At 62.7% G+C, this 17,087-nt stretch carries 19 protein-coding genes; 1 reads left to right on the forward strand and 18 read right to left on the reverse strand.

Going from position 1 to position 17,087, the window contains the following annotated elements; all coding sequences use genetic code 11:
- Nucleotides 1-50: 50 nt before the first annotated feature.
- The 16 genes from AC0L2A_RS01975 to AC0L2A_RS02050 all read right to left on the reverse strand — a co-directional run bounded on the left by AC0L2A_RS01975 (nt 51) and on the right by AC0L2A_RS02050 (nt 15,647).
- The gene (locus AC0L2A_RS01975; protein WP_473607286.1) at nt 51-902 is read right to left on the reverse strand and encodes a PIG-L deacetylase family protein; all 852 of its coding nucleotides are present in this window, start codon (nt 900-902) and stop codon (nt 51-53) included.
- A gap of 7 nt (nt 903-909) precedes the next feature.
- On the reverse strand, nt 910-1,842 hold the full coding sequence (locus AC0L2A_RS01980; RefSeq protein WP_287217076.1) for a glycoside hydrolase 5 family protein: 933 nt from the start codon (nt 1,840-1,842) through the stop codon (nt 910-912).
- On the reverse strand, nt 1,835-2,596 hold the full coding sequence (locus AC0L2A_RS01985) for a TIGR04290 family methyltransferase (RefSeq protein ID WP_287217073.1): 762 nt from the start codon (nt 2,594-2,596) through the stop codon (nt 1,835-1,837). The genes AC0L2A_RS01980 and AC0L2A_RS01985 overlap by 8 nt, the downstream gene beginning before the upstream one ends.
- A 2-nt stretch (nt 2,597-2,598) precedes the next feature.
- Nucleotides 2,599-3,405, reverse strand: a complete 807-nt coding sequence (locus AC0L2A_RS01990) for a sugar phosphate nucleotidyltransferase (RefSeq protein ID WP_473607287.1) — start codon at nt 3,403-3,405, stop codon at nt 2,599-2,601.
- Nucleotides 3,405-4,520, reverse strand: coding sequence for a CgeB family protein (locus AC0L2A_RS01995; protein ID WP_473607288.1), 1,116 nt, complete (start codon nt 4,518-4,520; stop codon nt 3,405-3,407). Before AC0L2A_RS01995 ends, AC0L2A_RS01990 begins: the two co-directional genes overlap by 1 nt.
- A gap of 13 nt (nt 4,521-4,533) precedes the next feature.
- Nucleotides 4,534-5,130 carry a histidine phosphatase family protein gene (locus AC0L2A_RS02000; protein WP_473513127.1) on the reverse strand — a complete coding sequence of 199 codons (597 nt, stop codon included), beginning with the start codon at nt 5,128-5,130 and terminating at the stop codon, nt 4,534-4,536.
- A complete protein-coding gene (locus AC0L2A_RS02005) occupies nt 5,127-6,230 on the reverse strand; it encodes an inositol-3-phosphate synthase (protein ID WP_473607289.1) in 1,104 nt (367 codons plus the stop codon). Before AC0L2A_RS02005 ends, AC0L2A_RS02000 begins: the two co-directional genes overlap by 4 nt.
- Nucleotides 6,231-6,393: 163 nt before the next feature.
- Nucleotides 6,394-6,543, reverse strand: a complete 150-nt coding sequence (locus AC0L2A_RS02010) for a hypothetical protein (protein WP_202363653.1) — start codon at nt 6,541-6,543, stop codon at nt 6,394-6,396.
- 159 nt (nt 6,544-6,702) lie between these two features.
- Nucleotides 6,703-7,749: a UDP-glucuronic acid decarboxylase family protein gene (locus AC0L2A_RS02015; protein ID WP_023801260.1), complete on the reverse strand. Its 1,047-nt coding sequence runs from the start codon at nt 7,747-7,749 to the stop codon at nt 6,703-6,705.
- Nucleotides 7,750-7,772: 23 nt separating this feature from the next.
- Nucleotides 7,773-8,882 (reverse strand): CgeB family protein, encoded by a 1,110-nt coding sequence (locus AC0L2A_RS02020; RefSeq protein ID WP_473607290.1) that lies wholly within the window; start codon nt 8,880-8,882, stop codon nt 7,773-7,775.
- Nucleotides 8,879-9,973 (reverse strand): CgeB family protein, encoded by a 1,095-nt coding sequence (locus AC0L2A_RS02025; RefSeq protein ID WP_236378475.1) that lies wholly within the window; start codon nt 9,971-9,973, stop codon nt 8,879-8,881. The genes AC0L2A_RS02020 and AC0L2A_RS02025 overlap by 4 nt, the downstream gene beginning before the upstream one ends.
- Nucleotides 9,970-11,100 (reverse strand): CgeB family protein, encoded by a 1,131-nt coding sequence (locus AC0L2A_RS02030; RefSeq protein ID WP_473607291.1) that lies wholly within the window; start codon nt 11,098-11,100, stop codon nt 9,970-9,972. Before AC0L2A_RS02030 ends, AC0L2A_RS02025 begins: the two co-directional genes overlap by 4 nt.
- Before the next feature lie 2 nt (nt 11,101-11,102).
- Nucleotides 11,103-12,203 carry a glycosyltransferase family 4 protein gene (locus tag AC0L2A_RS02035; RefSeq protein WP_473607292.1) on the reverse strand — a complete coding sequence of 367 codons (1,101 nt, stop codon included), beginning with the start codon at nt 12,201-12,203 and terminating at the stop codon, nt 11,103-11,105.
- On the reverse strand, nt 12,188-13,480 hold the full coding sequence (locus tag AC0L2A_RS02040; protein WP_473607293.1) for a TIGR04295 family B12-binding domain-containing radical SAM protein: 1,293 nt from the start codon (nt 13,478-13,480) through the stop codon (nt 12,188-12,190). The genes AC0L2A_RS02035 and AC0L2A_RS02040 overlap by 16 nt, the downstream gene beginning before the upstream one ends.
- On the reverse strand, nt 13,477-14,544 hold the full coding sequence (locus AC0L2A_RS02045) for an NAD-dependent epimerase/dehydratase family protein (RefSeq protein ID WP_473607294.1): 1,068 nt from the start codon (nt 14,542-14,544) through the stop codon (nt 13,477-13,479). Before AC0L2A_RS02045 ends, AC0L2A_RS02040 begins: the two co-directional genes overlap by 4 nt.
- Complete coding sequence (locus tag AC0L2A_RS02050) at nt 14,541-15,647, reverse strand: NAD-dependent epimerase/dehydratase family protein (RefSeq protein WP_473607295.1); 1,107 nt, start codon at nt 15,645-15,647, stop codon at nt 14,541-14,543. Before AC0L2A_RS02050 ends, AC0L2A_RS02045 begins: the two co-directional genes overlap by 4 nt.
- Before the next feature lie 249 nt (nt 15,648-15,896).
- Here AC0L2A_RS02050 and AC0L2A_RS02055 point away from each other — a divergent pair, with 249 nt between their 5' ends.
- Complete coding sequence (locus AC0L2A_RS02055) at nt 15,897-16,166, forward strand: hypothetical protein (RefSeq protein WP_473607296.1); 270 nt, start codon at nt 15,897-15,899, stop codon at nt 16,164-16,166.
- 115 nt (nt 16,167-16,281) lie between these two features.
- On the opposite strand, the gene AC0L2A_RS02060 is transcribed toward AC0L2A_RS02055, so the two are convergent.
- Both AC0L2A_RS02060 and AC0L2A_RS02065 read right to left on the reverse strand, forming a co-directional pair.
- Nucleotides 16,282-16,875, reverse strand: coding sequence for a response regulator (locus AC0L2A_RS02060; protein ID WP_036270045.1), 594 nt, complete (start codon nt 16,873-16,875; stop codon nt 16,282-16,284).
- A 1-nt stretch (nt 16,876) separates the two neighbouring features.
- Nucleotides 16,877-17,074, reverse strand: a complete 198-nt coding sequence (locus AC0L2A_RS02065) for a hypothetical protein (RefSeq protein WP_023801270.1) — start codon at nt 17,072-17,074, stop codon at nt 16,877-16,879.
- Nucleotides 17,075-17,087 lie beyond the last annotated feature (13 nt).

Genomic DNA, 17,087 nt, shown 5'->3' on the forward strand with positions numbered 1-17,087 from the left:
ATCCGGGCCGACTGGCGCGAGAGGGTAGGCGACGTTCAGGACGGTGAGGGTCATGGCCGGTCGAGCCCAAGCTCCTCATGCGCAGCGGCCGCGGCGTGAAGCCAAACCGCCGGCTCGAAGCCGAGCGGCAGCGCCTCGTAATAAAGCCTGCCGCTGTTCGGCAGCGCCAGGAAATCATAGGCAGGCGCCACCCGGAAACGTTCGATGCGCGCCGTGAACGGCGCCAGCGTCCGTTGCTGTGTCCGGTGGCAGGCCAGCATGCACTGCTTCCGTTCGAAAGCCGCTTCCGTAAGGTGCAATTCGATGCGCTCGCTGCCGGAATGACTGTTGAAATCCTGAAGGACCGCACCCTCAATCCCGGCCGAATAGAACGCCATTTCGACGATGGCCGGTGCCTGGCGTCCGTCGCGGCGCAGCAAATGGCAGGCCGCATGGACGGCAAAGGCGGTCGCGTCATGATCGGGGTGACCACCTTCATAAGGATGCGTGCAGACGAAGCTGACATCGCGCTCGGCCAAAAGGCCGGTCAGTTCCCGTGCGAGCGAGCCAAGATTTCCGGCGGCCTGCTTGTCGGGATAACCGAGGCTGATCAGGGCCGTCGACGGCAATCCCGCTGCCGCCAGCACCGCCTCCAACTCCCGATGGCGGGCCTCGGCATAGTCCTGCCACGTCTCGAAGCCGTATGCTCGCGCGTCTTCAAGGTCTCGCGGCGCGCCATCGGTGACATGAACGATGCGAGATCCGCGCAAGCCGGCAAGATGCCCGCCGATGCCGATGGTTTCGTCGTCCGGATGCGCGACAACGATCATGATCTCAGCACCGTCTGAGCGGTGCGGAGCAGCACCTAGCAACAAGGCCGCGAATTCGGCAAGCGGTCCGGATCTGTCAGCTGCGTGTTGCATGACACACTCATGCTGCCGAAGCCCGCACCGCTCTGACCGGCGAGGCAGCCATGGCGGGAGCGTACCGGCGGGTCATCGTCGCGCAAAACTCCGCAAATTCCTCCGGTACCAGCGGCGGACTGGTGTGATGCGGCATCACTCCGCGGTGCTCTGGCGTGAAGCAGAAGGTGATGGTCACGTCGAAATCGGCAAGTGCTTCCATCTGCCGGTCGTACCAATCCAGCGCATTCGGCCTGAAACTGTCGGCCCACGAAAGCCCAGTGCGCAGATTGGTGACGCCCAGCCGTTTCATCCAGGCGACGGCGTCGTCCAGCCGGGGATCTTCAAAGTGGAACCATTGCACCAGCCCCATCCCGGGTGCGTAACGCAGGAATTCTTCGAGCGCGGGTTTCGGCGTGCCATCTTCGCGGAGCAAGCCCATGTAGAAGTGGCGATAGTAGGAGGAGCCTTCGGCCTCGCGATGACGCGTCGTTGCCCCCCATTCGCGCGGAAGATCGTAGAGGCTGTACCATTGCACGCGCGAGGCATTGCCGAGCAGCAGTTCGGCGCTCCGACGCAAACCCCAGAGCTGCACCTCCTCCGCCCCGAAGCTCGACACGCCAACTTCGCTGACCCATACGGGAAGATCGGTAACGGTCGAAATCTCGCCGATCTTCTGCGGCCATTCCTGAATCTGCCAGAGATTCCAGTCGAGTGGGAAACCATGCACACCGACGGCATCGACATGATCGAGCACCCCGTATTGCTTCATGAGCGCCATGAAATCGGCATCGATCGGCGAAATGCCGCCCAGTATCCTGGTCACGGCCGGGTTTGCCGATGCGATCGCATCGGCGGCCAGTATTGCCATGTTGGCGAAGCGGCTCCAGTCGGGGTCGAGTTCGGGATCCCAATGGGATTTGTTGTTCGGCTCGTTCCAGATCATCGCGGCTTCAATCATGAAGTTGTCCTTTCGACGGGTAGACGGCGCCGCCGCCGGCCGGCTCACCGGCGGCGCGGCAGAAATAAACCTCTTGCTCCGGGTGCAGCACGATCTCGAAGCCGGCGCTGCGCAGTATCGCTTCGGTGCAGGCGCGATTGGGAATCCACCAGTTGGTGGGGTCGTCGGCATAGCGATGCTCGACGAAATGCAGCTTCGGAAACTCCGGCCGGTCGAACAGATCGTGGGTCCAGAAAGGATAATTCTCATCGAGCGCAGGCAGTTCGATGCTGCCGCGCTGCATGGACTGGAAGATCATCAAGTCGCCGGCAACGTGCTCCCGGATCAGATCGAGAGCGAGCAGCGGGTGGCGCAGGTGATACAGCACGCCCATGAACAGGACGATGTCGAATTTCTCCCGCAAGGCGCCAACGTCGTAGACCGACAGCAGCTGGAATTCGATGTCGCAGTCCGCGATTTCGGCGGCGAAGCGCGCCTGCGCCAGATAGGCTTCATCGAAATCGATGCCGAGGACGCGGCCGGCGCCGCGTCGCTTCATCTCGATCGAGTAGAAGCCGGCGTTGCAGCCTATGTCGAGCACGGCCTTGCCGGACAGATCGGCAGGAATGGCGTCGGCGAACTTGCGCCATTTGATCAGCGGGTAGTTGCCGAGGAAATGGTCGGGGGCGGTTTCGACGCCCGCCAGTTCCATGTTGTGGAACCACGGGCCAAGGGCATCGATGCGGCGGCGGATTTCGGCGTTCGAATGCAGCATGGCTAGCCTCCTTCGCCTGGATGGCTTGGTATCTGCGCTTGCCCCGGCAGCACGAACATGAGGTTTTTTGTGTCCTCCAACCTAGTGTCGTTGTTCTCGAGCAGCCGAAGTGCGGTGCGGTAGCCGTTGAACGTGCCGACGTCGACATAGGCGGTGCCTGCCTTGACGCCGCAAGCCTCACCGCCTGCCGCCAGATAGGCGTTGATCAGGGTACCGACATATTCGTCGCTTTGATCCCGCTCGCGCCAAAGCGCGGCAAGCTGGTGAAGTATGCAGCCCGGCATCTTGAACGCCCCCCAGATCCAGTTCGATGCGGCGCCTTGTTGCTTGACCTGGATCTCCTTCACCCGGTCATCCCCGTCGAGAACGACGGCATCGAAGAGTTCCGGGTGATCCACTGGGAAGAGCAAAAACGACAGCCGGTCGTCCGGCAGGCGGCAAAAGCCATCTTCCGGAAACCAGATCGTGTCCGGCAGGCCGATCAGAACCGTCTCGTCCGCCGCGACCAGCGGCGCGGCGCGGAAGATCGCGTCGCAAAGACCGACGGGGTTGGGCTGCACGACAAACAATGCGGCGGCGTCGCCGTAGCCGGCGGCGTAGTATTCGAGAATGTCCGATTTTCCCGATCCGATGACGAAGCAGATCTTGTCGACGCCGTTGCGCACCATGCGACGCACCAGATACTCGCTCACCGCGCAAGGACGCTCGGTCTGGCCGTCGATCCGGCTGCCGACCGGCAGGAGCTCCTTTGAGAAGCCGAGCGGTTGAATGCGGCTGCCGCGGCCGGCGGCGGGCACGATGCCCAACATCAGATTGCTTCCTTCAACGGCTCGCCCGCCGTCAAGCCCTGCCCCAAGCCCGGCAATGAATCGGACAGGAGGCGGTCCAGTTCCCTGGCGCGCTGCGCAGAGGTGTGTTCGTCCAACACCCGCTCGCGCGCCCGGCGCCGGATGGCGTCGACTTCGCTGTCAGGCAAGCCGACTGCCGCGACCACGTCGTCGGTGCTGTCCGCCAGGATGATCTCGCTGCCGGGCTGGAAAAAGCTGCTCAGCCCGGGCCAGGTGTCGCTCACGATCGCCGCGCCGCAGGCTGCCGCCTCGAACAGCCTGCCCGAAGGACACCAGCCCCTCTTGGCCATCGCCTCGCGCGTCACGTTCAGCGTCAGGCGCGATGAGCAGAAGAAGGCCGGATGATCCGCAGGCGGAAGGTGCCTGACAAAGAAGATGTTTTCGCCCCACGGAAATTCATGCGGATATTGGGCGCCGCCGATGACGAAACGGCGGTCCGGCAGGCGCGCTGCCGTGCGGACCAGCAGCTTTTCGACGCCGGCCTGGCGATCGGCCGCATACGTTCCGAGATAGGACAAATCCCCGGCGAATTCAGCCCGGGGCTGGGCCGGCCGGTGTCGGTCGGGATCGACATGGCCGTAGAGAGGCAAGACTCGGCGGGCGCCCAGCAGCGTTTTCAGCGCATCGATTGCGGTTCCCCCCGTATAACTGAGGGCGAGGTCGAAATCGTGAAGGCCCTCGGGCCCGTAATAGGCCGGTCGTAGACCTTGTTCTATCCGGGCGAGCGTGACGGGGGTGTCGAGATCGTAGAAAACCTTCAGCCCGCGACAGGCCTGCTGCGCCAGGCGCGATGCCTCCACGGCGTCGGGGCAATAGGACGTGACGATGACGACGTCGGATTCCCCGATAGCCTGTTCCGCGACATGGCGAATGTCCTCCCACTCCGGATAGAGAACGACATTGCCGCCATCGAGATGGTCAAGATCGCGTGCGCCGGCATAGTACGGGGTATTGCGTTCGAAAAAGCTGACCGACCAGCCCAGGCGACCGAGAGCACGGATCAGCCCGCGCCACAGCGTCGCGTGTCCGTTTCCCCACGAGGAGGTGACGGTGAGACCGAAAATGACCATACGCATCCGGCAGTCCTCGTCAGGCGGCTTCGTTCAGTCGGATCAGCTTGGAGCCCCAGTCACCGGACACGACCGTGGTGATCGAAGCGGGGTCGATATCGAAGCGAAAACAGTCTCCCAGCGGCAAGCCGAGCACCTTGCAGACGGCGGCTTTGATCACGTCGGCATGGCTGACCAGTGCCACGGACTGGTTCTGGTAGCGTTTGCGAAGCTGCTGCATCAGCGAGACGACACGTTGCTGGACGTCCAGCATTGTCTCGCCGCCGGGCGTCCTCGCCTGCTGGCGTTGACTGTTCCACGTCAGCCAGTCGGCGTCCTGGCTCAACTCTTCGAAGGTCTTGCCCGACCAGGCGCCGAAGTCGATCTCATCGAGTTCCTGGCGGATTGTAATCTTCTCGCGATTGCAGGCGATTGCGATCGGTTTTGCGGTTTCCAGTGTTCGTTCGCGCGGGCTGCAACTGATGGCCGCCAGCGGCCGCGCCGCCATGTGGCTGGCCAGGCGCGAGGCTTGTGCCCTGCCGGTTTCGCCAAGACAAACTCCAGCCATGCGTCCGGCAAGATAGTCGCCGACATTGTCGTGCGCCGCATGGCGGATCAAGAAGAACGTGGTCGTCATTCCGCGGCATCAAGCATCGGCTCGTCCCTCCCGGCGATGAAAGACAGCGTGCGCAGGCGTGCCTCGGCATCGGTGAACTGCTCGGGCGGCGACTTCATGAAATAGCTGCAAGGGCCGGTCAGCGCCCCCGCGATGCCGCGGTCAAGCGCCAGTTTGGCGCAACGGACAGCGTCGATAACGACCCCGGCCGAGTTGGGCGAATCCCATACTTCCAATTTGAGTTCTGCATTCAGCGGCACGCCGCCGAACGTCGTGCCTTCCACGCGGATGTAGGCCCATTTTCGATCGGTAAGCCAAGGCACATGGTCGCTGGGGCCGACATGGATGTTGCCGGCCTCCAGGGGAACGTCGAACTGGCTGGCCACGGATTGCGTCTTGGAGATTTTCTTCGATTCCAGCCGCTCGCGCTCCAGCATGTTGAGGAAATCGGTGTTGCCGCCGAAATTCAGCTGATAGGTGCGGTCGATGCGGACGCCGCGCTCGCGGAACAGATTGGCGAGCAAGCGGTGGACGATCGTCGCGCCGACCTGGCTTTTGATATCGTCGCCGACCAGCGGCAGACCGCGCTGTTCAAAGCGCCGGCGCCATTCCGGCCGCGAGGCGATAAAGACCGGTATGCAGTTGACGAAGGCGCAGCCGGCCTCGAGCGCGCACTCTGCATAAAAACGCGTGGCTTCTTCGGAGCCGACCGGCAGATATGAGACCAGTACGTCGGCGCCGCTTTCCCGAAGCAGCGCGCTGACATTCGCGACCGGCTCTTCTGCCTCCTCGATCTCATCGCGCAGATATTTGCCGATGCCGTCAAATGTCGGTCCGCGCTCGACGCGAACGCCGGTTGCCGCAACATCGGCAAAGCGGAAGGTATTGTTGGGCGCATTGTATATGGCTTCCGCCACATCACGCCCAACTTTGCCCTTGGCGACGTCGAAAGCACAAACCACCTCGATATCGGCGACATGATAGCCGCCAAGATCAGCATGCATCAGGCCCGGTATCGGCTCATTGCCGCTGGCGTCCCGATAATATGAGAGGCCCTGGACAAGGGAAGACGCGCAATTGCCGACGCCGGCTATTCCAATCCGTACCTTTTTTGATCCCACGAAACTGCCGCCATCGCTGTTGAAGGTAAGTTCCTCGCGCCGAACTGTCAGCTGCCAGGAATGTTCCTTGCGACCTGGAAAAATCACCAACCTCTATTCGGATCAAAGCTGCGCCCTGTATTTTGCGTTGCCTGGGCCGATCGAAGCCTGAGCGATGCGAGCCTCAATCGAGCGTTCGCAGCATATCCGCTTCTTTTTCCAGGATGGAGGCCACTTCCTCGCGCTCAAGATGCGTCATCATCAGGCTCACACAGCATTCGAGGTAGGTGATCGAGGCACGTCTCAGAAAGGCAGCCGCTTCCCGTTCTGCCATTTGCTCGATGTCCCTGGCGGATCGTTTTCGATGCACGGGTCCGTTCTCCCTGCCGATATTCGCCCAACGGCGAGCTAGACCGGATGTTCCCACAACGAGAAAAAGTGAAGACGCCTGTCGGGAGTCTCACCATGCCCGAGGGCATAGCTCTCCCCGACTTCAGGCCGGCAGGTTTTGCAGTCGGCCTGAAACGGACCTCACGCTTGTCGCCATTGGGGAGATTCGATCTTCGTTACGGCTGGCCTCGAGCTCCATGAAATAGCTGATCGTCTGCATCAGGCCTTGCTTGAGTGGCACCTTTGGCGACCAGTCGAGAAGGGCTTTTGCACGGGAAATGTCCGGTTGCCTCCGGCGAGGATCGTCTTGCGGCAGTGGCAGGAATTTGAAGGCCGAGTTGCTGTGGGTCATATCCCTCACCAATCCGGCCAGTTGAAGAACGGTGAATTCCCCGGGATTGCCCAAATTGACCGGTTGGCTCGGATTGGGATCGACATCCATGAGGCGGACCAGACCCTCGACCAGATCGGAGACGTAGCAGAACGACCTGGTCTGCAGCCCGTCGCCGAAAATCGTCAGCGGTCTCTTCTCGAGCGCCTGCATCACCAGGTTCGAGACGATCCGGCCGTCGGCAGGATCCATCCGCGGACCATAGGTGTTGAAGATGCGCGCGACCCGGATGTCGGCCGTTTCGGTTCTCAAATAGTCGAAGCACAAGGTTTCGGCGGTTCGCTTGCCCTCGTCATAGCAGGCACGAGGGCCGGTGCAGTTCACGTGACCTACATAGTCTTCCGTTTGCGGGTGCTGTTCCGGATCGCCATACACTTCGCTTGTCGATGCCTGCAGGAGGCGCGCATTGTTTCGGGCGGCAAGCTCAAGTAGATTGAGGGTTCCGATCACGCAGGTCCGCGTGGTGTGAATCGGGTCAGCCTGGTAGCGCGGCGGCGATGCGGCGCACGCCAGGTTGAAAATGCGGTCGACCGGCTCAGCAAGGTCTAATGGTCGGCAAATATCCTGCTCGATCAGCCGGAAACGAGGACTGTCCAGCATCGAGACGATGTTTTCCATCCGACCGGTAAGAAAATTGTCGACACAGATCACACGGCACCCGGCCTGAAGCAGTGTCTCGCAAAGATGCGAACCGAGGAAACCCGCGCCGCCGGCGACAAGCGCCGTTCTGGTCCGTTGTGTCCTTCTTGATTGCCGCATCTCTATTTTCTCCTGTCTGCCAGTCATGCTGCACTTTCGATGTTCAGATCGAGCGCTGGACGTGCCGATCTTGGCCGCGCCAGCAGCGAAACGAATTCGCGGGCTCTCGCGGCGCTTGTATGTGCCGCCAGGATCGTTGCACGCGCTCGCTTGGCCAAAGCAAGCCTGACGCGGTCGGATTGGCTGGACAGGATATCGATCACGTCTTCGGCTTGGCCCGCCGTGTTGATCGTGGCTGTCGGAAAGAAGCTGTCCAGACCGGTCCAGCGATCGCTGATGATCGCTGTGCCACAGGCAGCCGCCTCGAAGAGGCGTACGCTGGGAGACCACCCAGCCGCTATCATGGAGCTGCGCGTGACGTTCAACGTATAGCGCTGGCGGCTGTAGAACGAGGCGTGGTCCGCCGGCGGCAGGTGCTCGATGCGATCGACGTTGCTTGGCCAGACGGTCTCGGACGGGAATTGCGAGCCGGCCACGACGAAGCGACGGTCCGGCATGCGTCTTGCCGGTTCGAGCAGGAGAGCATCCAGCGTCGCCTGCCGGTCCGAGCTGTAAGTGCCGAGATAGCCAAGGTCCCAGCAGATCGGATCGGCCGTTCGGCGATGCCGCTCCGGGTCGACGGAGCAGTAGAGCGGCTCGGCGCACCGTGCACCGAAGTCCGCCGCCAATCGGGCGAGTGTTGGCCCGCCGGTGAACGAGAAATAGACGTCGAAATACGGGATCTGCCGCCGGCATAGGTAGTCGCAATCATCCGCGGCGAACTTGGCCAGCGTGACCGGCGTGTCGATGTCGTAGAAGCAGAACTGGCCCGTGCACAGGGACGCGACGATGTCGATGACGGCTCGCCCCTCCGGAACGAACGACCCGACCACTACGACATCGGCCTGTTGCAGACAGCCGGCATAGGTCCGACGAAGATCGTTCGTCGTTTCGTAGTAGCGCAACATGCAGAAATCCGGGTCGCGCAGATCGCGATGGTTCGCATACCACGGCACGTCGCGCTCCAGGAAGGTGACGCGATGGCCGAGCTCGTGCAGGCCCTTCAGCAACCCCCTAAAGGTCGTGGCATGGCCGTTTCCCCATGAAGAGGACAACGACAGGCCAAGAAAGACGATGTCGAGCCGCTGGGTCATTCCGCTGCCTCCACGGTGGGGCGCTCGAAATGACGCCTGAAGACAGCGTCGGCGACAGCGGCCCTTAAAGCATAGGTATGCTCGGCGAGAACACGCCGAAGCGCGGATGCGCCGATCGCCCTTGCCCGCTGGGGGGTGAGGGTGCGCAAGATCTCAGTGACATCATTGCCATCGCGCGCCACCAGGATCTCTTCCCCGGGGGCCAGGAACAATTCGACGCCGAGCCAGGCATCGGTGATGAGGCATGCGCCGGCACCGGCAGCCTCGAAGACGCGCGTGGCAGGCGAAAAGCCGTTGGCGGCCATGCTGTCGCGGCTGATGTTCAGCACCGCCTTGGGGGTGACGTTGAACGCATTGTGGTCCCGCGTCCCGACGTGGCCGAGCCATGCGACATTTGCCGGCAGCTGCTTGTCACCCCAACCAGATCCGCCGAGCAGGAAACGCTGATCGCCCGAACGGTTGGCCGGATCGAGGAAGAAGGCTTCGACGCGTGCTTCACGGTCCGGCAGGCGGTTGCCGAGAAAGGCGAGGTCGCAGGCGAAACGCTTGTCCTTCGCGACCGGATGGTGCGTTTCGGGATCGAGCGCGTTGTAGATCGGCACGCATTCGGCAGCCCCCAGCGCACGATAGGCCCAGACGACCGGATCGCCGCCGCCATAGGTGAGGACAAGGTCGATCTCCCGCAACGCGCGGTGCAGGGGGTGATCCGGCTCGTCGCGCAATTGGCCCAGAGTGGCCGGTGCGTCGACATCCCAGAACACTGTCAGCGCATCCGTCCGGGCATGGTCGAGTACGGCGCGCAGCAGCGCCTCGTCTTCGAAGCCGACTCCGCTTGCCTTGACGACGATATCAGCTTCGCCTGCGCTTGCTGCCACCTGCATCAGCGCATGCGGGGTCGCCTCGTAGATGACGACGTTGCACCAGTCCGGTGCCTCGATATCGCGGTTCTTCTGCCGGTCGTAGACGTCCGGTTCATAGAAGGTGATCTCGTAGCCGAGCTGAGAAAGAGCCTTCAGCAATCCGCGGTAATAAGTCGCCGCGCCGTTCCAATAGGACGACAGCAGGCTCGATCCATAAAATGCAATCTTCATGCGACTGTCTCCTCTATGGCGATGCGATCGATGGCCTGGCGGTTGCCGCATTCGGCGAGCACGTCGAACAACTCGTCCGCCCGGTGGCGGCAAGTGTGTCGCCTCCCGATGGTTTCGAGGCCCGATTTCACCAGAGAGGCGGCCAGGTCGGCATCGTCCAGCACGTCGCGAAGATGACGGCACATCTCGGAACCGTCGCGCGCGAAAAGAAAGTCGATGCCTGGCCTGAAGAGTTGTTCGACATCGGCCCAAGGCGCCGACACGAGCGGGATGCCACAGGCGAGCGCCTCGAACATGCGGATCGTCGGGATGCCGGGCAGGTTCTCCCTATACGGGCGCCGCGGGATGTGGACGGTAACGCGGTGGGCCGCGAATGCCTTGGGCACGTCGGCATTGGCAATCCAGCCTTCGTATTCCAGGCCGGCGGCGGCAAGATCGGCGAGCGCTTCGCGTGGATAGCGCACGCCATGAACAGTGCCACGCAGGCGAAGTTCTTCCACCGGATCGATCAGGAATTCCTTGATTTCGGCACTGCGCTCGTCATCGCCCCAGTTGCCGATCCAGATCAGATCGGCAGTCGGGTCGATCTCCGGGTGATGCTTGAACAGGCGCTCATCCGCCGCCTCATGCCAGGTGAAGGCACGTTTGCCCCAGCCGGCGCGAAGATAGCTTTCGCGCAACGCCTCGCCGAAGGCGAGCACGCCGTCATAATGCTCCAGCCGCAGGGCCGAGATCGCCTGCGTCGCCGACACGGCGCGATGGTGGGTGTCATGGAACAGAAGCGTGAAACCGCCTCCATTCGCCTTGGCCCCGCCGATGCGCTCGACAAGTTTCGGGTCAGTCCATTCGTGGACGATCACCACATCGGCGTCGGCAATCCAGCTTTCATGGTCGAAGGACGCGTCGTAGGTCACCGGCATCAGCTCCGGAAAATCTTTTCTGAAGCGCTCGACCGCGTAAGGCCCTTTCTCTGCCAGCAGGTTCGAACGGCTCCAGCCGTCTGCTGGCTCCAGCGCGATCGCCTGGTGCCCGCGTGCAACAAGCTCCCGCATGATGCCGCGCAGGAAATGTGCGTTGCCGTGGTTCCAGTCGGAAACGACCGAATGAGTATAGAACAGGAACCGCATTGTCAGCGTTCCGCAACGGCCAGGGCGGCCCGATCGTAGATGTCGTGCATGGCCGCCGCCTGCCTTGCTGGTGAAAACTTGCGCGCTCGGCGTGCGGCGGCTTCGCCGAGCCGGCGCCTGTGTTGGGCATCGTCAGAGAGACAATCGACGCACCTGGCGAGATCGCCTGGATGGTGGACGTCGTAGAACAAAGCCGCGCCATTCCACAATTCGCGATAGTTCGGGATGTCGGCAAGCACCAAAGGTGTCGCCGACGTCGCTGCCTCCAGTGCGGCAAGGCCAAATGGTTCATAAATGGAGGGCGATACGAAGATGCCGGCCCGCGCCATCAAGCGACGCACCTCGTCGTGGCAGACCGAGCCCAGAGCAACGGCATTGCTGAAATTGACATGTTGGCCATCGCCGCCCTCGATCGGCCCGGCAGCGAAGACTTTCCATTTCGTCAGCGCTGCTGCCTGGTCCAGCGTAGCTGCGTTCTTTCCTTCGTCCCACCAGCGCGCGGCGGCGAGAACCACCGGTTCGCGTCGCTCTGCCTCTGGACCCGGCCGTGTGCCGTTGCTGACAACGCTCAGGCGGGCGATCGGCCCGTAGCAGGCCTCGAGCATGTCGGCATGGCTGCGGCTGGGTGCGACTACCGCATTGGCCCAATCGAAGCCGCGTCTGTTGCGGTCCTTCTGCCAGGCCCATTCGCCGTCCGCAGCCCGCCCCCTGACGGCGTGGAGCCAGGTCACGACGCATGAGTGCGAGACCGCCACGACCGGGCAGGGCAGATCAAGTCCCACCGCCTGCGTCGGCGCGTTGAGATGGACGAGGTCGATCGCGTAATCGCCAACGAGCGCGCGCAGTTCCTGCGGCAACATTTCCAGATCGTCCTCATTGCGGGTCATCCAGTCCGGCGGTGTCTTGAGCCACGCCAGGCCGGCGAAAGCCTGTGCCTCCTTCGCCTGCTCCTCCGACGGTTCCGGGCCCAGCCCGGCGAGCACGATGCTGTCGCCGCCATGAGCCAACTCCCGCGCCAGATCAAGCGCGTAGCGCCAGACGCCGCCGACGGCATCGACGGTCATCAGGATTCGCCGCGGGCGGCGGATCAGTGACTGCAACATGTCGCCTCCAACTCGGCCAGCGCGCGGGGGCGCTTCTCCTGGATATCGCTGAACGTCCGGAACGAGGCCAGATAATGCTCGTGGGCGCGCTCCCAGGCGAGATCGTCGGGCTCGCCCCAAAGCTCGCGATAGCTGGGCGAACTGGGATAGGGATAGAGCGGGACCGGCTCGTTGGCCCACACGCCGCGGTCAATGAGGTGCTTGCGCCAGTGGTCGACCAGAGCCGGATCGTCCTCGACGACGCCGATCAGATTGGCTTGGACGAACGGAACGTGACGTCGTGCATCGACCAGCAAAGCGGCCAGTTCCTCGGTGCCCAGCCGGCAACGCTTTGCCAGCATGGCCCGGCCTTCCACCGTCAGGCTTTCAAGGCCGGCTTCGATCGAAACGCAGCCGGCCGCACCAAGCAATTCCAGGAGCTCCGGCTTCCAAAGATCGATGCGGGTCTGCACGCCGAACTTGACGTCGCGATCGACCAGTGCCTCCAGCAGCGCCTTCTGCGGCAGGAATATCTCGTCGATAAAATAGATGTAGCCGACGCCTTGCCAGATCAGCCGATCGATTTCAGCGATGATCGCATCGTGGCTCCTGCGGCGGTAGGCGTCGCGGAAATCCATCTTGGCGCAGAAGCTGCAATTGTAGGGGCAGCCGCGAGATGCCTCGACCTCCGCGCCGAAACCCAGCTGATTGTCATCGAATCGGTGGTGATGGTGCGAATGCGCGGCTATCCAATCGGACGGCCAGCTGAGCGGCGGATGATCGACAAACGAACTGGTGTGGACGCCGCCATTGCCGACAAGTTTTCCCTCGTCGAGGTGGGCGGTGTGGGGCACGGCGCTCCAATCGTGACGGCGGGCGAGTTCTGCGACGACCTCTTCGCATTCGCCGCGCACGACGACATCGACGCCCAGCTTGCGCAGCGTCGGCGCCGGCGTCGCCGAGCCGTGCGGCCCGACAGCCACTGTGCGGCCGCCGTGCCCGGCGAGGCGGTTGAGGAAGTCGGCTGGTACACGCAGCTCGGGCGGCGCGCAGCGCCAAAACAAATAGGTCGGCGCCGTGCTGACGACGGTCATGGCCGGTGCGAAAGCGGCGACGCGATCGGCAAGTGCCGCGTTGTCGAGCTTCTGGATTTGCCCGTCCAGCATCAGCACCTGATGGCCGTCGGCCTCCAGCGAGGCTTTCGAGTAGCCCAATTCCAGCGGCAGATGTGGCTGGCGGCAGCCGAAATAGATGCTGTCCTCGTAGGTCCAGAACGGATTGACCAGGGCGACTTTCATGCCACGTACCTCGCTGGTTCAGGCTCGAGGCGATGACGCCGGAGCCAGTCGGCGAGATCGCGGACGCCGTCGCGCCAGGAGACATGCGCTTTCCAGTCGAGCGTCGCTTCTAACTTGCGGGTATCGGCGACAAAGAAAGGTTGGTCGCCGGTGCGTTCCCGGTCGTAGCGGATCGCGAGGTTCCGCCCGGTCAGCTCGCCGATCTCCTCGATCAGCATACGCAGGCTGATGGCGTTACCCGGTCCGCCACCGAGATTGAATGCCTGGCCCTTGATGTCGTCGATCCGGGCAAGTACCCCGCGATAGGCCGCAACGGCGTCGCTGACATGAAGGATATCGCGCACCTGCTTGCCGTTGCCGTAGATCGTGATCGGCCGGCCGGAAAGCGCGCTGAGCAGAAAATGGGCGACCCAGCCCTGGTCCTCCGTGCCGAACTGGCGCGGCCCGTAGATGCAGCTCATGCGCAGGACCGCGGTCGGCAGATTGTACGACTTGGCATAATCGAGCACATATTGGTCGGCCGCGCCTTTGGAGCAGCCATAGGGGGTGCAGAAATCCAGGCCGCAGGCCTCGTCTATGCCGTTGGCGCGGATGCCGGCATCGCAGGGCACGCACCGATCGTCCTCTTCGCGCACTGTGACGTCGGGCAGGCCGCCATAGACCTTGTTGGTGCTGGCGAAGATCACGGGAATGCGTCTGCCGCTAAGGCGAGCCGCTTCCAGGACGTTGAAGGTTCCGCGCAGATTGATGTCGAAATCTTCGCTTGGCTGGGCCAGGCTCGTGGTGACGGCGGTCTGCGCGGCGAGATGAAATATCGCCCTGGCATGCACCAAAAGCGGCGCGAGCACGTCTTCGTCCCGGACATCGGCGGTTTCCACGGCAAGTTGATTGCCGTGCTTCTGCGCCAGCCAGGCCAGGTTCTGATCGACGCCCGGGCGGCTGAGATTGTCGATGACCAGCACCGGCACCCCATCCGACAACAGGCTGTCGGCGAGGTTCGAGCCGATGAAGCCGCTGCCGCCGAGGATAGCCACCGGCGCTTCACGAAAACCGTCCGGCCTCATGACACCAGTCCTCGCTCTTCGAGTTCCCGTTTCATGTCGGCGCCGCGGTCGATGGCGGCCGTGTTGCGCACCCATGCGACGAACTCGTCGAGTGAATCCTCCAGCCGGTGCTGCGGCTCGAAACCGAGCAGTTCGCGCGCCTTCGAGATGTCGGCGAAGCAATTGCGGATATCGCCGGCGCGCGCCTTGCCGAGAATTTCAGGCCGATGGTCCGGCACACCCATGGCGTCGGCGAGCAGCCGGGCGACCTCGCTGATCGCATAGGCCCGTCCGCTGCCGATGTTGATGACGTGGCCGCGCGCCTGGCGTTGTTCCAGCGCCAGGCGGAACGCGTGGGCGACGTCGCGCACATGCACGAAATCGCGTTTCTGCTCGCCATCTTCGAAAATCATCGGCCGCTGGCCGTTGGCGAGGCGGGAAGCGAAATTCGCCAGAACGCCGGTGTAAGGGTTTGACAGCGCCTGTCCGGCGCCGAACACGTTGAACAGGCGCAGCGCCACCGCGTCGACGCCATAGGCATCGCCGAAGATCAGCACGGCGCGCTCCTGGGCATATTTCGTCAGCGCATAGATCGAGGCGAGGTCGACCGGCTTTTCCTCGTCTGTCGGCAGCGGCGACAGGCTTTCATCCGCCGCCGACAGCGGATTCCATTGGCCGCTCTTGACGTCGCTGGCCTGCCGCCGTGCATTGTCGACGCGCCGGCCGCCTGGCGTGGCATAGAGACCCTCGCCGTAGACGCTCATCGACGAAGCGACGACGATCCTCTCGACCGGATGCTTGATCAGTGCCTCGAGCAGGGTGGCGGTGCCGAGGTCGTTGGCGCCGACATAGCGGGCGATCTCGTACATGGACTGGCCGACGCCGACCTCGGCGGCGAGATGAACGGTGGCGTCGACGCCCTGCAGCGCCTCGGCGACGGCGGCGCCATCGCGAACGTCGCCTTTGATCAGTTCGGCTCCCGCCGGCAGGCTGATCGCCTCGCTGCCGTGCACCTGTTCCAGCAGCGCATCGAGAATGCAGACAGAGTAACCATGTTCAATGAGTTCCTGGACGACGTGGCGGCCGATGAAACCGCACCCTCCTGTAACCAGTATGCGTTTCACGACAACTCCTTACGCAGTTGGCCTTGGCGCCCCGAACTGTTTGGCAAAAGGTTTGTTCCCTCTGCTTCAACAAAGATGGTTTTGGCGAGGCTGCAACCTGAGGTGAACGCATGGCGAACGAGCCTTGGGCGATGCGCTGGAACATTGCAGCTTCTTTGGTGTTAGGGGCGGTCATCCGGTCCGTGGGCGGCCCGTGGGCGCAAGCCAGGAGGCCACACGCATGCAAGGTCTGGATCAAAGGAGGTTCCAATGTCTGACTCGAAGACAACCACCAATCATGACGAGATCCGCCAATGGGCCGAAGATCGTGGTGGCCGACCGGCGGTTGTACGAACCAGGGGCGAGGGCGGCATCTTGCGGATCGATTTTGGCGAGCCCGAGGAGAAGCTCGAACCCATCGAATGGGATGAGTTCTTCCGGATTTTCGACGAGAACGATCTGACTTTCCTTTACCAGGACGAAACCGGCTCCGGAAAAAACAGCCGGTTCAACAAATTCATCGACCGCAAGAACGGCTGAGGAAGCTGCTACTCAGCGCTGTCGGGTAGCTCTTAGGCGCGCCTCGCGTTCTGATAGAGGACTTAACTATAGATGGCTGTTTTCGCCTACTTTTCAGACTGTCAGAAAACCAAGCTCAGTGCAGCAGGCTGGTTCCGCCCGATCCGGCAATGTTTCGCATGATGCCGTTCAGCCAGTCTTCGGTCGATACACCGGGCCGCCTGTCGATCTCACCGATGGCGCGCTCGAGTGTCCGCTCGACCAGCCGATCGGAAGCACCGACGTCGCCCAGAAGCAGCCGCGCCGCGAGCCTGAGCTTCGGCAGAAGTGAAAACACGTTGTCCGACAAGTTCACGGCAGGGCGACCGGCAAGGGCGGATTTTTCCGGAGGGAACAAGGCGTCGAAGACGGCGTAGCTATCCGACGATTTTCGAAGATTGCTGGCGTGGCGGAGACGTTCGGGAATGACGATGTCCTCGTCACCGCTGAAAAAGACGAAGGGAACCCCGCGGCGCATCAGTTCATCGGCGATCGGAAATACCCGCCGGCCGTTGAGATTGACGTCGAGGATCGCGGCCTCAGCCACCTCGGTATGCATGGAGGCGTGTTCGACCGTCGCCGCAGGGCCAAGGACGACCGCGCCCATATTGCCGAAATATCTTGCAAGATCGCCGGCCAATACCCAATCGTCTTCGACAATCAGGATGCGCACTCCTCGGAGATCGCGCACCTCATCGCCCTTTCTTCGAGCGGGATTTGCAAGTGTCCGCACGGGCCTGTTCGGAATGTTCCTGCAAGGCTGCCTGCAATCGCTTCGCCAAAACAAGCATGCGCGGCGGAATGGATTCGTTTCCCGGCAAACTCAGCAGATCCTCGAAGCGCAACGACGCTCGTCTCGTCAGCTTCAGCTCAGGTGTGCGCTTTGACATTGGAGTTCCACAA

The sequence above is a fragment of the Mesorhizobium sp. WSM4844 genome (genome assembly GCF_055811775.1).

What these genes read in the sequence shown, in the direction of transcription:
- AC0L2A_RS02010 (WP_202363653.1), bottom strand. Translation starts at nt 6,543, where the DNA reads ATGGCAGAACGGGAAGCGGCTGCCTTTCTGAGACGTGCCTCGATCACC.
- AC0L2A_RS01980 (WP_287217076.1), bottom strand. Translation starts at nt 1,842, where the DNA reads ATGATTGAAGCCGCGATGATCTGGAACGAGCCGAACAACAAATCCCAT.
- AC0L2A_RS02055 (WP_473607296.1), top strand. Translation starts at nt 15,897, where the DNA reads ATGTCTGACTCGAAGACAACCACCAATCATGACGAGATCCGCCAATGG.
- AC0L2A_RS01985 (WP_287217073.1), bottom strand. Translation starts at nt 2,596, where the DNA reads ATGCTGCATTCGAACGCCGAAATCCGCCGCCGCATCGATGCCCTTGGC.
- AC0L2A_RS02000 (WP_473513127.1), bottom strand. Translation starts at nt 5,130, where the DNA reads ATGACGACCACGTTCTTCTTGATCCGCCATGCGGCGCACGACAATGTC.
- AC0L2A_RS02030 (WP_473607291.1), bottom strand. Translation starts at nt 11,100, where the DNA reads ATGCGGTTCCTGTTCTATACTCATTCGGTCGTTTCCGACTGGAACCAC.
- AC0L2A_RS02015 (WP_023801260.1), bottom strand. Translation starts at nt 7,749, where the DNA reads ATGCGGCAATCAAGAAGGACACAACGGACCAGAACGGCGCTTGTCGCC.
- AC0L2A_RS02065 (WP_023801270.1), bottom strand. Translation starts at nt 17,074, where the DNA reads ATGTCAAAGCGCACACCTGAGCTGAAGCTGACGAGACGAGCGTCGTTG.
- AC0L2A_RS01995 (WP_473607288.1), bottom strand. Translation starts at nt 4,520, where the DNA reads ATGCGTATGGTCATTTTCGGTCTCACCGTCACCTCCTCGTGGGGAAAC.
- AC0L2A_RS02020 (WP_473607290.1), bottom strand. Translation starts at nt 8,882, where the DNA reads ATGACCCAGCGGCTCGACATCGTCTTTCTTGGCCTGTCGTTGTCCTCT.
- AC0L2A_RS02035 (WP_473607292.1), bottom strand. Translation starts at nt 12,203, where the DNA reads ATGTTGCAGTCACTGATCCGCCGCCCGCGGCGAATCCTGATGACCGTC.
- AC0L2A_RS02025 (WP_236378475.1), bottom strand. Translation starts at nt 9,973, where the DNA reads ATGAAGATTGCATTTTATGGATCGAGCCTGCTGTCGTCCTATTGGAAC.
- AC0L2A_RS02045 (WP_473607294.1), bottom strand. Translation starts at nt 14,544, where the DNA reads ATGAGGCCGGACGGTTTTCGTGAAGCGCCGGTGGCTATCCTCGGCGGC.
- AC0L2A_RS02040 (WP_473607293.1), bottom strand. Translation starts at nt 13,480, where the DNA reads ATGAAAGTCGCCCTGGTCAATCCGTTCTGGACCTACGAGGACAGCATC.
- AC0L2A_RS01975 (WP_473607286.1), bottom strand. Translation starts at nt 902, where the DNA reads ATGCAACACGCAGCTGACAGATCCGGACCGCTTGCCGAATTCGCGGCC.
- AC0L2A_RS01990 (WP_473607287.1), bottom strand. Translation starts at nt 3,405, where the DNA reads ATGTTGGGCATCGTGCCCGCCGCCGGCCGCGGCAGCCGCATTCAACCG.